11 protein-coding genes are annotated in these 13,613 nt (G+C 34.8%); all 11 read right to left on the bottom strand.

The window, feature by feature from the left end; genetic code table 11:
• Positions 1 to 147 precede the first annotated feature (147 nt).
• The 11 genes from ADH02_RS05125 to ADH02_RS05075 all read right to left on the bottom strand — a co-directional run bounded on the left by ADH02_RS05125 (position 148) and on the right by ADH02_RS05075 (position 13,600).
• Positions 148 to 966 (bottom strand): LicD family protein, encoded by an 819-nt coding sequence (locus ADH02_RS05125; RefSeq protein ID WP_048783089.1) that lies wholly within the window; start codon positions 964 to 966, stop codon positions 148 to 150.
• Positions 963 to 2,447 carry an oligosaccharide flippase family protein gene (locus tag ADH02_RS05120; protein WP_048783087.1) on the bottom strand — a complete coding sequence of 495 codons (1,485 nt, stop codon included), beginning with the start codon at positions 2,445 to 2,447 and terminating at the stop codon, positions 963 to 965. Before ADH02_RS05120 ends, ADH02_RS05125 begins: the two co-directional genes overlap by 4 nt.
• Before the next feature lie 14 nt (positions 2,448 to 2,461).
• On the bottom strand, positions 2,462 to 4,618 hold the full coding sequence (locus ADH02_RS05115; RefSeq protein ID WP_048783085.1) for a LicD family protein: 2,157 nt from the start codon (positions 4,616 to 4,618) through the stop codon (positions 2,462 to 2,464).
• A gap of 18 nt (positions 4,619 to 4,636) precedes the next feature.
• Positions 4,637 to 5,608 carry a glycosyltransferase family 2 protein gene (locus tag ADH02_RS05110; protein ID WP_048783145.1) on the bottom strand — a complete coding sequence of 324 codons (972 nt, stop codon included), beginning with the start codon at positions 5,606 to 5,608 and terminating at the stop codon, positions 4,637 to 4,639.
• Positions 5,589 to 6,428, bottom strand: coding sequence for a LicD family protein (locus tag ADH02_RS05105; protein ID WP_414717660.1), 840 nt, complete (start codon positions 6,426 to 6,428; stop codon positions 5,589 to 5,591). The genes ADH02_RS05110 and ADH02_RS05105 overlap by 20 nt, the downstream gene beginning before the upstream one ends.
• Positions 6,429 to 6,442: 14 nt before the next feature.
• A complete protein-coding gene (locus ADH02_RS05100; protein WP_048714027.1) occupies positions 6,443 to 7,471 on the bottom strand; it encodes an alcohol dehydrogenase catalytic domain-containing protein in 1,029 nt (342 codons plus the stop codon).
• A gap of 1 nt (position 7,472) precedes the next feature.
• The gene (locus ADH02_RS05095) at positions 7,473 to 8,180 is read right to left on the bottom strand and encodes an IspD/TarI family cytidylyltransferase (RefSeq protein ID WP_048783081.1); all 708 of its coding nucleotides are present in this window, start codon (positions 8,178 to 8,180) and stop codon (positions 7,473 to 7,475) included.
• A gap of 23 nt (positions 8,181 to 8,203) precedes the next feature.
• Positions 8,204 to 9,244, bottom strand: a complete 1,041-nt coding sequence (locus ADH02_RS05090; protein WP_048783079.1) for an LCP family protein — start codon at positions 9,242 to 9,244, stop codon at positions 8,204 to 8,206.
• An 18-nt stretch (positions 9,245 to 9,262) separates the two neighbouring features.
• Positions 9,263 to 10,603 (bottom strand): LCP family protein, encoded by a 1,341-nt coding sequence (locus tag ADH02_RS05085; RefSeq protein ID WP_048783078.1) that lies wholly within the window; start codon positions 10,601 to 10,603, stop codon positions 9,263 to 9,265.
• A 77-nt stretch (positions 10,604 to 10,680) separates the two neighbouring features.
• Positions 10,681 to 11,691 (bottom strand): glycosyltransferase family 2 protein, encoded by a 1,011-nt coding sequence (locus ADH02_RS05080; RefSeq protein ID WP_048783077.1) that lies wholly within the window; start codon positions 11,689 to 11,691, stop codon positions 10,681 to 10,683.
• 103 nt (positions 11,692 to 11,794) lie between these two features.
• Positions 11,795 to 13,600: a polysaccharide biosynthesis protein gene (locus ADH02_RS05075; protein WP_048783076.1), complete on the bottom strand. Its 1,806-nt coding sequence runs from the start codon at positions 13,598 to 13,600 to the stop codon at positions 11,795 to 11,797.
• Positions 13,601 to 13,613: the final 13 nt, after the last annotated feature.

Here is a 13,613-nt window from a genome sequence, read left to right as displayed (position 1 = left end):
AAATTATACACTATTTTTCATAAATGTGAACAGATAGCAAAGAAAAAATATTAAATTTTTCTTTAAAAAAAGATGATCCAACATAAAATAGGAGCATCTTTCAAGAGTTATTATATTTCCGATAAACTCGGATTGGTTTTCTGTTTGTTATTCACTTATCCAATAGTTTTTAGCTTCTCCAGGTACTTGCTGTTCTACTGGAGGAGGTGTCATATAATCTTCCCCAAATTCGTATACAAGAATTTCATGATACATTCTTGGAACTTTTAGAACCGTATCTTCATAATCCATATCAATCGTATCATACAACCATTCTTTTTTGATTCCTTTTGGATAATAAGGATCAAATATTGAACAAGTAAAGTCTGTAGAATTTTCTTTATTATATTTTTTAGCTACAGCTTCTAATTTCAAATTCCACATTTGTGGTGATGTGAATCTAAAGATAGAAGAAGCAATATATCGTGGAATATTTTTTAATCCACCATTCGTAATTTCAATTCCCTTAAAATTTAAAGATGAGAGTCGTAAGAAATTTTTGTACTGTTTCATTTTTTTACGATCAGCTTCTTCTGTCACAACTCCATCATATGGGAAAATGTCCACACAAGTTCCTAACACTACACTTTTATCGATTAATTCAGCGTCACGACGAGTACGAATATCATAAACTCTCATATAGCTAAATGGATATCCTGTCGTTTCTCTAAATGAAATCAAACGATAATAAGGATGTTGCTCTTTTACAAGGACTTCATATAAACGTTCAAATTCATCACGTGCTAATGAAATATCTGTATCATCGTCCCATGGAATAAATCCACCATGACGAACAGCTCCTAATAGTGAACCAAAATCTATAAAATATTTAATATCATGTTTTTCGCAAAGTTCATGTAAATATTTTAGGATATTGAGTTCTACCTCTTTAATTTCATCTAAACTCATTACTCTTTCTTTTGTCATGATTTAGCTCCTATTTTTAATTTTGATAATACACCTTTTAAAATTGATTTAAATAAATCATCTTTTGCAATCGCTAATGCAATTAGATAATAAATCACTGAACTGATGACCGTCAATCCAATATTTAGTAATAATTGTTTATCCACGACTTGCCCATACGGCACAAAATGATTTACAACAAATGCAATTGGGACAAAACCTAATGATAAAACAATATATCTCTTAAGCATATGCAGTATTGGTTTTACATGTACCAATTCCATATTTCGAATAAATACATATTCTAACAGTAATAAAACAATCTCTGCTGCCATTGTTGTAATAATGTAATACTCTGGTGCAGTAACTCCCATAAAGAATAAAATGCTGTTTAACAACAAGTTAATTCCGCCGCCGACAAAGTATAGAACTGTTAATCTCTCTTCATAACCACTCACAAGAATCACTTGTGTTCCGAAAATAATTTCTAATGCCCATCCAATGGTACGTATCGCAAAAAGCACTGTACACATTCCAGCAAAGAAGTATTTTTCTCCACCATATAATAAGGTTACTGGTATTCCAACGGTCGCTAAACCAACACAGATAGGAACAAGGAAGAAGAAAAAGGCTTGACTTCCTTTATTTACCAGGTCTTGATAAGCTTTTCGGTCTCCTATTCCAAGATAGTAGCCAAGCCTTGGAACACTCACACTTACGGCTCCACTAACTACTCTAGCCAAAAGGGTTGCAATATTATATCCCGTAACATAGTAAGTAACATTTTCTACAATACCGATTTTAGATAAGAAAATTTGATCCAAATACGTATACAACATATTCGCATTTGCAATTAATAATACTGCAAATAATGGACTCATCATTTTCATCATATCTTTTACATGAACCCTAACAAATTTGACTTCTCGTTTGATCCATACAAAACTTGCAAGGAAATTTATTAATGTAATTACAGACATGACAATCGTATACGGAATGATGTCCTCTGCTTTCTTAACGAACATGAAGACCGCCACCAGCATTAGGATACGAATCACTAATGTCTTGTAGAAAATAAACTTATAGTTTTCAAAAGCTTCATTTAACCACTCAATATAAAATAATTGAGAGAATAATTGAACACCTAAAATGTAGTATAAATATCTCAAATCTGGCGTTTCAATCGTGAAACTAACATAAATATAATAAACGATTGTAGTCGCAATCGTACAGATTAGTGAAATATAAAAGAGCTGACTGAATACTTTATTAATCTTGTCTCGATCATTCTTAACTTTACTAATCTCACGCATTCCATAATTGTAAATCCCAAGTGTAGCGAACGGAATAAATAAATTTAATATTGTATTAGCAACGTTAAAGTTCCCAAAATCTTCCTTACTCAACACCCGCGAAATATACGGCCCTGTGATTAAAGGAAAGACAATATTCAGTATTCGCACAAGCATATTTGTGAATGCGTTCAGCTTAATATTTTTCATATAAACCTCTTTTGTTATTTTTCTTCCACTATTTTCCACAACCTAAAATCATGATGAGAAGCTTGCTGTTCAACTGGAGGTAATTGCATATAATTACCGTAGTCCGAAGTTAGAAGTTCATGGAAGTTTACAGGAATTAGAAAATCTCTTCCTTCAAAATTACCAACTGTCACATCTTTCAACCATTCGCGTTTCCAAACTGGCTTATTCATATCTTTGTAAATCAGATAATCAACTAGCTCATAATCTTCAACTTTTCTTGATTTAGCCAATTCGTCAATTTGCTTCACATATTTATTTGTATCAGTGAAATAAAATGCTATTACAGAAGCATATCGAATAAGGGAATTGATAAAGCTTTTCTTATTCGTAATTCCTTTGAATGTATAACAACTTAATTGACGCTTTTTAATAATCATTGTCATTTTATCTTTAAACGCTTGATCATCTTCATATCCATCCACTGGGAAGATATCAACATAAATCCCCATATTTGAATCAATACGTACATCTTCCTCAATTAAATAGGTTTGATTGTCCATCACTTTCATAAATGGATAAACATAATTACGATTGTTCTTATATGACATCACTTGATAACGTTCAGAAGGATTTGCAATTAAATAATCTTGGAGTTTTTCATAGTCATCTCTTAACATACAAATATCCATGTCATCATCCCATGGAATAAATCCTTGATGGCGAACTGCACCAATCAAACTTCCGTATGCTAAGAAGTACTTCACTCCGATTTTATCGCAAACTTCATGGATGTATTCCATAATGCCTAGTTCCATTTGTTGAATCTCACGAACATCTGTCACTTCTTTATAGCGAATTTTCTCATCTCGGTTACAAATCATCAATCCATAACCTGCAACAAACCAAAACATAATGTTAATGAAGTTTGTTGAATACATAATTTGGCTTTCGAACAATTGCCCTAACAACATTCCGAAGAATAGAATCATCACTAATTTATCTGAATTTTTCTTCGAAATAAATAGGTATCGTACGAAACGTTGAACGACATATCCTAATAGCATCATAAATGCAATTAATCCCACAATACCAGAACTTACGAATACGGTAATAAAGATATTATGAAAATTCCCACCGATTAAAGAATTTTGGATTTCGTATTTACTAAAGTACTCCGAATAGTAATCTGGAAAATTACGGACCCCATAACCAAAAATTGGTTTTTGGCTAGCCATTTTTAATGCATTTTGCCAAATATGAGTTCTTCCACTTGGCGTAGTTTCAATTAAGTGTAACTCTGCAGCTTTTTCATTTTCATTTCCGTCATCGACAGAATAATTTTTTGATTTTTCTAAATCATAAACTGTTACTTTTTGTCGAGCTATATATTTTGACCCGACATAACTAATTGCAACATTTGTCCCAAATACTAAGATTGCCACTGAAAGAAATGTTAATACTCTCTTAGAAATTTTACCTCTTGCAACAAAAGCAAAATACAAGCCAATCATCAAGAGCAACGATAATAATGCTCCTCGACTTTGCATCATAGCAAAATAGAGTACTTGAATAATATTATTAATTTTAAATAATACTGAATATTTATGTCCTTGATGGATTAAATAGAGTGCCAAAACGATGCTAATATATGTAAATATTGCACTCGCATTTGGATTCACAATTCCCCATAATCTCCCATTCATTACTCCATAAGAATAGGAACGATTCCCCACTTTAAACAGTATTAAAACTTTTGCAAGTAATAAACTTAGTGCAAACAGAGCTGATAAAAAGGATACTATTTGAACGGTTACAGCTGTTAAGTTAAAAACTTTTTTCAACTGAGATAAATTTAGCATTATGAACAATAGAACATATGTTACCATAAAAATTATTTCGGTAGTATTCCCAATAAGGTGACTTGAATGATTTACCAAAGCTGACAATAAATGACTTCCCGAAACAAATCCAAATAATATTAAAAATTTAACATCCATTTTGATTTTCTTAAAGCCACCTAATAGTGATACTACAATGAATACAAAAACTACAGCTGATAACCCTTTATAAATTGGATTTGCCACTTTATAAAAAAGTGAACTCATACTTAAAATAGAAACGAGGATAAATGAATAGGCTACCCCCACTTTATACTTTTCCAAGTAATCATTAATTTTTGAAAAACTCATTTTTAACTCCTTTATTTACTACTTTTTCAACTCAACAATTTTCTTATAAAGAATTGGCGAAATACTTAAGGATACAATAGCAATTTTTCTAAATTTCGTAAAATATTGATCTTTCATTATTTCTTTTTTATGCTTTAGAATCCATCTTCTGTATTCTTTTTCTTTCTCAGTAAACTGCTTATTATTCGCGAAAATCAACTTATCGTATACAGTAATATAAGACCAATATTCACGATTATTCAATTCCGGTTGCAATCTTGGAAATTCTTTCTTAACCATACGAATAATTTCCTGGTACACAGTAACTGTATCAAAAACATACTGATTGACTGATGTCGTTGCACTTCCCTCTCGATGATCATAAAAGTAAATAGGTTTATCAACAAAAACTGTGTTACATTTTGATTGAATTAATAATTCTGTTAAGAATAATGCATCTTCTGCAAGATGATATTTCGTATTAAATTGATGGTCTTGAATTAGACTCTTACGAAATAGTTTTGCGACAGGGAAAAATGATGTTTTTTCTGTCGTTAATAGCTCTTTAAGTGTCTGTTCTGTATTCCAAACATTTAATTCACTACTTGTTTCAGGTAATGCAGTCACAACTCCATTTTGGATATGATGTAATTTCCCAATAGAAAAACCGATTGTTTCATCTGTTTCAACGGGTTGTAGTAGAGTTTCTAAATAATCTTCCGTAACAAAATCATCACTATCGATAAACGAAATCCACTCACCTCTCGATGACTGGATTCCTAAATTTCTTGCATTAGAGACTCCTCCATTTGGAATATGAAGCACTCGAATACGAGTATCTTTACGTGATAACTCATCACATACTTGTCCACTGTTATCACTAGAACCATCATTAATAAGAATCAATTCAAAATTAGTCATTGTCTGTTTTAAAATTGATTCCACACAGCGTTCTAGATATTTTTCAACGTTGTATACCGGAACAATGATACTAATTTTTGGTTCCATAATACTCCCCTTTATACTTCTCGTATCCATTTTCAAGATCGACAAATAATGCATCATGATGTGCAACTTGTTTATCTGCTGGAGGTGGTGTCATATAATCACCAAATGCTGTTTTTAAGTAAGCATCATATCCAACTGGAATTGGCATTTCCGTTTGTTCAAATGGTACAAATAGCGCTGATTCAAAGCTTTCGATTGGATATTTATTCTTCATATATCCAGGACCTGCACAAAGTTCAGTGATTCCATCACTTTCTTCACGCGTATACTTTGTCATCTCACGTTGTGCTTTACTCCAAATCTTATAGCGTAATGAACGTGTTGGGACTAATCCTAATAAGAATAAGCTTCCCCATTTCATCAATCCACCATGTTTTTCAGGGATTGTTTGTGCACGGAACAATGAGTAAATCAATGCCCAGCGAACTTGTTTCTTACGTGCTGATTCTGATTTTGGATAATAATCTAGCGGAAGGATATCAATTGCTAAGCCATGCGGTACGTCTAAGTCCGCTTGATAAGGTTTCACGCAAGTCGTTTCTTTATCACGAATCGTCACAAACAAATTACGGTCTAAGTAATGTTCGTCACTGTTAGACATCACGTAACGCTCATCTGCTTCTTTTGGCCATAATTCGATGAGTTTTTCATAATCTTTTCGTGGCATAAAGAAATCTAAATCATCATCCCAAGGGATAAAGCCTTTATGGCGAAGTGCTCCAATGGCCCCACCACCGCATAAATAACATAATAATTCATGTTGCTTACAAAATGACACGAAGTATTCCGCCATCTCTAAGCATTTTTCTTGTAATGGTTCCATGTTTTCCCCACTTTCTAAATATCCCATTTAGCCACTGTTTTAAATGGCGTTAATTTATCTTCCTCGAAGAAATGATAAATATCTTTCATCTCTTGGATTGGATTAGATTCAAAAATAATTAAATTCAAACGTGCATGCACTTTTGGATCTGCCATGAATTGAACAGCCTCTTCAAAATCCTTGCGACCTGAACGAGAACTTCCGACCCATGTTAATCCTTTTTCAAGAATGTCACGTGTGTTTAACGGTACTTCAAACTCGCTTACTCCCATCATGACAACCGTTCCTTGTGGTTGAATATGACGGATAATTTCACGATAAGCATCTTGAGTGCCGCTGCCGCCAACACATTCAATAGCATGGTCGAATGTAAAGTCTTCTGGAAGATTGCTCACATCGTACACTTCATCTACAAATGAGAATAGACGTAACTTCTCAGGGTCTTTACCCACAATGATAATCGTTGAGTCTGGGAATTTTGCTTTCGCAATTGTTGCTACAACATAAGCTAAGCTTCCTGAACCCCATACGACGATACGATTACGACGGCTATGCGCTACTTTGTCAAAACGACGAAGCCCATGAACTCCAACTGATACGAATTCTGAAATCGCTGCGACTTTGTCTGGCACATCTTCGTATTTCACTACACGGTCGATTGGAATTGTCACAAATTCGCGCATGAATCCATCATGACCACTTGAACGGAAGTATGTTCCATTCACGTAGTTTTCGTAAAATTCAGTGTTATGGTCAAAGTCTCGTGGTGGTTGGTTTGGAATCATCACCACATGATCTCCTGGTTTATACGTTCCTGTTGGGTCCGCAACAACGATTCCACAACATTCATGAATCAATGCCATTGGTAATTTCTTCTGCAAAATTTTAGCAGGACGTGTTCCTTGGAAGTAACGTTGGTCAGCGTGACACAAAGCTAAGTAGTTTGGTCGAACTACCACAGTATCTTCTTCATAGAAAGACACATCTTCATATTTAATTGAGAAAAACGATGGACGAATGAGTTGATACACTCGATTAATCATTTTAAATCTCTCCTAACATCGCTTGCGCAATTTTCAAATCTGTTACAGTCGTAATTTTAATGTTTGAGTATTCACCTTCGACAAGAGCTACTTTCACATCGTTAACCACAAATACTTTACATGCATCTGTCAAGATTTCTTTGACATCATCTGTAAGACTATCATATAAGTCTGTAAATGCTTGAATCTTAAATGTTTGAGGTGTTTGCCCTTGATACATATGCGTTCTATTTGGAATCGAAGAAATCACTTTCCCATCCACTGACTCCACAATTGTATCGTTTGCCATTACAACAGTATCCGCAACATCATAATGTTTCATCGCTTCAATATTGTCGACAATCATACGATAAGAAACGAACGGGCGAACCGCATCATGCGTAATCAATACATCTTCAGGTGAAAATGAATCGTTATTTTTGATATCCGCAATAATACTTAAGATGCTATCATTACGATTTCCACCACCACTTACGACACGAATTTTTTCTTTGTTTGTCGAAATGTGTTTGTCTAATAAATCATTAAAGTAGCTTACCCAGTTTGGATGAACCGCTACATAAACAACATCTACATCAGGAACAAACAAGAATTTTTCAACTGTGTGAATAATAATTGGCTTATTTCCTAGTGGTAGAAATTGTTTTGGCATTTCTTGGATTCCCATACGAGTTCCGGTTCCACCGGCTAAAATCCCAGCATAAATCATTTTATACACCTCTTAATTTCCTATTACGGAGTTGTTAAATAATATAAATCTTCTCTTTGTTGAAGTAATGGGTATGTTTGAACAGTTGGTTGACCCATTAATTTACGGATTGAATTACTTACTCCTAGTAACACTTCATCCGTTGCATAAGAGTAATAGATTTGCTCCCCTGCATTGTTTGTTAATAATAATTGTCTTTCTTCAATAAATGTTTGTGTTAAATTGTTCCCTGTGATGGCAGGACCATACGTGTTTTTAAGTGCCATCACTTGGCCAATTGGCAAGTCTGTTTTTACGTTTTTACTTACTGCATTCATTAATTGGTCGAAGTTTGTAACAGAATTAAATGTCATCAATTTTTTAACGAGTTCCTCGATAACGATACGTTGACGTTTTTGACGTCCTGTATCTCCTTCTGGATCGTCATAACGCATACGAGCAAAACGTAAAGCACTCTCACCATCAAGAAGTTCAGTCTTTCCTTCAACGAAAGAACGCCCTTCATAAGTAAAGGTTAGTGGACTTGTCACTTCAATTCCACCGACAGCATCGACGAATTCCATTAAGCCTCCCATGTTAATTTGCACATAGAAGTCAATTGTTGTATCTAACATCTTCTCAACCGAATTAATAACCATCGGGGCCTTCCCATAAGCAAAGGCGTGGTTCAATTTATCATAGCCACCTGTTCCTACGATTTCTGTATAAGTATCACGAGGTAAGCTGAGTAATTGAGATTTTTTTGTTGTTGGGTTAACGGTTAATAACAACATCGTATCTGAACGTCCGTCTTCTTCCTCACGTCCATACGCCCCATTATCGATTCCTAATAATAGTATGTTAATCGGTTTTGCGTTTTTTATGATATCATCAACCTCTTTTTCAGTACGATTGCCTACATCATGTGTAATCATATTAATCGCGTGGTTAATCTTACTTCCGTAGTAAGTACCCGCTACCGCTATAATGGCTAGTAACAGAATTAAAATGAAACCAATACGTCCACGTTTCTTTTTCTTTTCTTGACGTCTCCCTTGTCGGGTCCATTCATTTGATTCGTTCATATTTACACTCCAATACTATTAAGGGTTTTGTTTTTGTGTAGGTTGAGTTGGTGCAACAGGCTCTTGCGTTGCAGGAGCAGTTTGCGTTGGTTGTACAGGCTGCGGTTGCTCTGGAGCAGCCGTCGCTTGTGATGCCTGTGTTGCCGGTGCTGTTGGTGTTACAGCACTACTTCCTCCACCATTATTAGATGGATTTGTCGGTGCAACATAGTCGTCATCATCATTACTGTTGTTATTGTAATTGTTATTATTATTGTAACTATTATTATAATTTGGCGTTACATTTGGTTCTACGTAAGTATCTCCTTGTTCTTGAACACCTGAATTATTTTGAGGAGCATTTTGCTCGATATTGACTGATGACTGCGTTTCTTTTGTCTCGATATGTTTTAATTCAGTAATTTCTTCTAAATCAAGAGATTTTCTGATGACATTTGAAACACGAATTTTTTCTGCTTCTGGAATGACAAAATAATAAACGCCATTAATCATTGCTCCATCCCCATTAATCGTATCTGATTCAAAATGTTGGAGAGCTTCTTTATGTGTTTGAGCAATTTGGAATAATCTTTCCACTGTAAAGTTAGTTCTTACAGAGTTCTCTATCGTTTTCAAAATCTGTTCGTATTTGGTTATTGAATCTAGACTCAATAATTTCTCAACTAATTTTTGAATGACATATTGTTGACGTTTTTGGCGACCTGTATCTCCTTCTGGATCATCATAACGCATACGCGCATAGCGAAGAGCTGCTTCTCCGTCTACATGACGTGTAACACCTTCAGTAAAAGACTCATTTTCATATGTAAATGTCAAAGCAGGTGTAATCTCTAATCCACCCACAGCATCTACTAGCCCCATTAACCCTTGCATATCTACGGTTACATAATAGTCAATTGGAACATTAAGCATATTTTGGACACTATTAATGGAGAATTGTTCTTTACCGAACGCATACGCATGGTTAATCTTGTCAAACGTACCATATCCAATAATTTCTGTGTAAGAATCACGAGGAATACTAATCATCGTTGTCTTCTTTTGTTTTGGATTTACTGTAACAAGAAGCATCGTATCAGAACGTCCTACTTCAGTATCACGTCCGTACGCTCCATTATCAATTCCTAAAAGAAGAACCGAAAAGCTACTATCGTCTGTTAATTCTTTATCACGTAATTGCACGGTCTCCACCTTTTGATGAATCGAATCTTCCGCTTGAGAAATTCTACTCCATGCATAAGCTGCGCCAGCAATAATCACCGCACCCACTGCCAGTAAGACCGTTAAAATAACTTTTCTTATATTTTTATTTTTTCTTTGTTTTCTTCTATTTGATAATTTTTCTTCATTTACTCTCATTCATTCCACTCCAATAACTATACAATCAGTTTATTATATCATAGATTTGCTTGAATTCATGAGTATTTATAGTAATTTTAAGATTTTTCTTCTTCACTAAAATATTCTTTTTTAAACTCAAATCCAAAGATCCATCCTTTAATCGTTCCAATACCATATGCAAAGTGAACAGCCATCATAATGAATGGGATTAATAGTAATGTCGGATTAAATTTTTGCTTTGAAATTTCAAGGATAGATAATCCTAACACTGCTAATAAATAGAGTCCAAACACTGTTAATAACGGCGCAAAACTAATTGGCGTCAACATCATTAACACAAGTAAAGTCGCGACAAATACCCCTGGTCCAAAGTGGAATAAAGATAAGCAATCACGGCAAATATGTGAAGTCAATCCAATCCAATACCCATTCGCAAATTTTTGTTTAATCATTTTTATGAAAGTTGGGCGAATATATTGGTACGACTCGATTTCAGGATTAAAAATAATATCATATCCCGATTTTCGCACTCTGTAATGAAACTCGTTATCTTCTGTTCGCAGCAATCTTTCATCTGCTAGCCCTACTTTTTCAAATACTTCCTTGCGATACATTCCATGGAAAATTGAGTTCACTTTTCTTTTCGTATTAGATTTTCTATAATTTGCAATACTGCTTCCTAGTGCAGACTCTTCTACGATATGTAACGTCTTTGAAAAATCATCATCGGAATCTACAACAGTTGGTCTATTCCCACCACAAACATATGCCCCTGCCATAATTTCATTCACATTTTTTTGGACAAAATCTGCTGGAATTCGAGAATGAGCATCGATTTTTAACACAACATCTCCAGTAGCATGTTTAACTCCTTCGTTAAATCCTGCAGCCTGGATTTGACGTTCGTTTGTAACGATTTGAACACTTAAACTCTCATTGTTCGTTTTAAATTCTTCCATTAATGTTCTAGTGTTATCTTTTGAATTGGAATCCATCAACACCACTTCAATATTTTGAAGTGGATATGTTTGGTTTAGTATATCTTTGAATAGCATTGGTAAGTATTTTTCTTCATTTCTTGCGGTAATTATGATACTAACTTTCATAAGTAATCTCCTATTTATTATTCTCAGTTCATTATAAAATAGTTTTTTTTATAAAAACAGAAATATCATCAAAAAAGGCCGATGAAATCATCGACCCATTTATCTATTTCTTTTTATTCGCAATATCAATCAATTCATCGTGCAATTGTTGATCCGTATAACTTTCAAAGTTCTCAATGAAGTCGTACACACGATTAATCTTAGAATTGTCCGCAATTCCGATATGAATCTTAGGAAAGACTTGTTTTGGATTTACTTCCCCTTCGTTCAGTAGCTCTTCATACATCTTCTCTCCTGGACGTAATCCTGTAAATTTAATCTCGATATCTCCTTCATCATATCCTGAAAGACGAATTAAGTTTTTCGCTAAGTCCACAATCTTCACTGGTTGTCCCATATCGAGAACGAAGATTTCTCCACCTCGAGCAAGTGAACCCGCTTGGATGACTAATTGTGCTGCTTCCGGAATCGTCATAAAGTAACGTACGATATCAGGGTGAGTTACCGTAATTGGTCCCCCTTCAGCAATTTGCTTCTTGAAGAGCGGAATTACTGAACCACGTGACCCTAATACATTCCCGAAACGAACCGCAACGAATTTTGTATACTCGCTACGTGTCGCCATGTCTTGCACAATCATTTCGCAAAGACGTTTTGTTGCACCCATAATATTTGGTGGGTTAACTGCTTTGTCTGTTGATACCATTACGAATGCTTTTACACGTGCATGGCTTGCTGCTTCAGCTACATTTCTTGTACCAAGAATATTGTTTTTCACCGCTTCACGAGGGTTCAATTCCATTAAAGGTACGTGTTTATGTGCTGCAGCATGGTAAACGACATCTGGTTTGTATTTATCCATCACTTCAAAGATACGTTTACGATCTTGCACATCGGCAATCACCGGTGTAATCGTGAAGTGTTGAGAATATTTACCAACTAATTCCATATTCAGTTGATAAATACTATTTTCACCATGCCCTAAAATTACGATTTCTTTTGGTTTGAATTTAGCCACTTGACGGCAAATTTCTGAACCGATTGAACCACCTGCACCCGTTACAAGAATCTTCTTGCCACGAAGTTGTTTTTCAATCATCGTTTGATCCAAATGAACTGGATCACGACCTAATAAGTCTTCAATTTCAACATTTCTTAATTGTTGTACGTGTAAGTTCCCACTCATGACATCATCAATATTTGGTAAAATTACACATTCGGCACCAGTCTTACGAGCCACATCATACACTTCATTTAATTTCTTAATTGGAAGTGATGGCATCGCAATAACGACTTTAGTGATTCCCATCGTATCTACAATATGTTCGATATCTTTGACAGCTCCTAAAATACGAACTCCATAAATATCTTTACGCAGTTTTTCTGGATCATCATCAACAAAGGCTATTGGATTCATACGCATTGCTGGATGCATAAGCATTTGACGAACTAATAATGTTCCGGCAGCTCCAGCACCAACGATTAATGTTGGTTTTGCATTTTCCATGACGGTGCTATCCGCAAAGAATTCACGGAAGACACGCATTGAAAGACGAACTCCACCGATTGAAATCACTAGTAATAACCAGCAAACAATTAGGAATTGCCATGTTACTTTCGTATCGAAGAAAGCAAGTCCTGAAATCGTTGAGACGATTACAGTTGCTGAGACACATTTTACGACAGTAATGACTTCGTACACACTAGCATATTCCCAATCTCTCCAATAAAGATTGAAGAAATAAGAGAATACATAATAGGCTACTAAAGACAAAATCGCTGTAATCGTTAACCCATGAATATTACGGATTAACCCTTCTGTTACTAATCGAAATCCTAAAAATACTGATCCAACAACAAGTAGTGAGTCAACGATGAATAATAATAAAATTCTTAATCGATTATTCATTTAAATATCCTCT

Origin of the sequence: Streptococcus sp. 263_SSPC (assembly GCF_001071995.1) — a bacterium.
Lineage (GTDB): Bacteria > Bacillota > Bacilli > Lactobacillales > Aerococcaceae > Granulicatella.
Note: the sequence above shows the minus strand (reverse complement) of the source record. Positions and strands in the feature narration are given on the sequence as shown.

Excerpts from the sequence above, each read along its gene's own strand:
- ADH02_RS05075 (WP_048783076.1), bottom strand. The coding sequence starts at position 13,600 with ATGAATAATCGATTAAGAATTTTATTATTATTCATCGTTGACTCACTA.
- ADH02_RS05090 (WP_048783079.1), bottom strand. The coding sequence starts at position 9,244 with ATGAACGAATCAAATGAATGGACCCGACAAGGGAGACGTCAAGAAAAG.
- ADH02_RS05115 (WP_048783085.1), bottom strand. The coding sequence starts at position 4,618 with ATGAGTTTTTCAAAAATTAATGATTACTTGGAAAAGTATAAAGTGGGG.
- ADH02_RS05125 (WP_048783089.1), bottom strand. The coding sequence starts at position 966 with ATGACAAAAGAAAGAGTAATGAGTTTAGATGAAATTAAAGAGGTAGAA.
- ADH02_RS05120 (WP_048783087.1), bottom strand. The coding sequence starts at position 2,447 with ATGAAAAATATTAAGCTGAACGCATTCACAAATATGCTTGTGCGAATA.
- ADH02_RS05095 (WP_048783081.1), bottom strand. The coding sequence starts at position 8,180 with ATGATTTATGCTGGGATTTTAGCCGGTGGAACCGGAACTCGTATGGGA.
- ADH02_RS05080 (WP_048783077.1), bottom strand. The coding sequence starts at position 11,691 with ATGAAAGTTAGTATCATAATTACCGCAAGAAATGAAGAAAAATACTTA.
- ADH02_RS05105 (WP_414717660.1), bottom strand. The coding sequence starts at position 6,428 with ATGGAACCATTACAAGAAAAATGCTTAGAGATGGCGGAATACTTCGTG.
- ADH02_RS05100 (WP_048714027.1), bottom strand. The coding sequence starts at position 7,471 with ATGATTAATCGAGTGTATCAACTCATTCGTCCATCGTTTTTCTCAATT.
- ADH02_RS05085 (WP_048783078.1), bottom strand. The coding sequence starts at position 10,603 with ATGAGAGTAAATGAAGAAAAATTATCAAATAGAAGAAAACAAAGAAAA.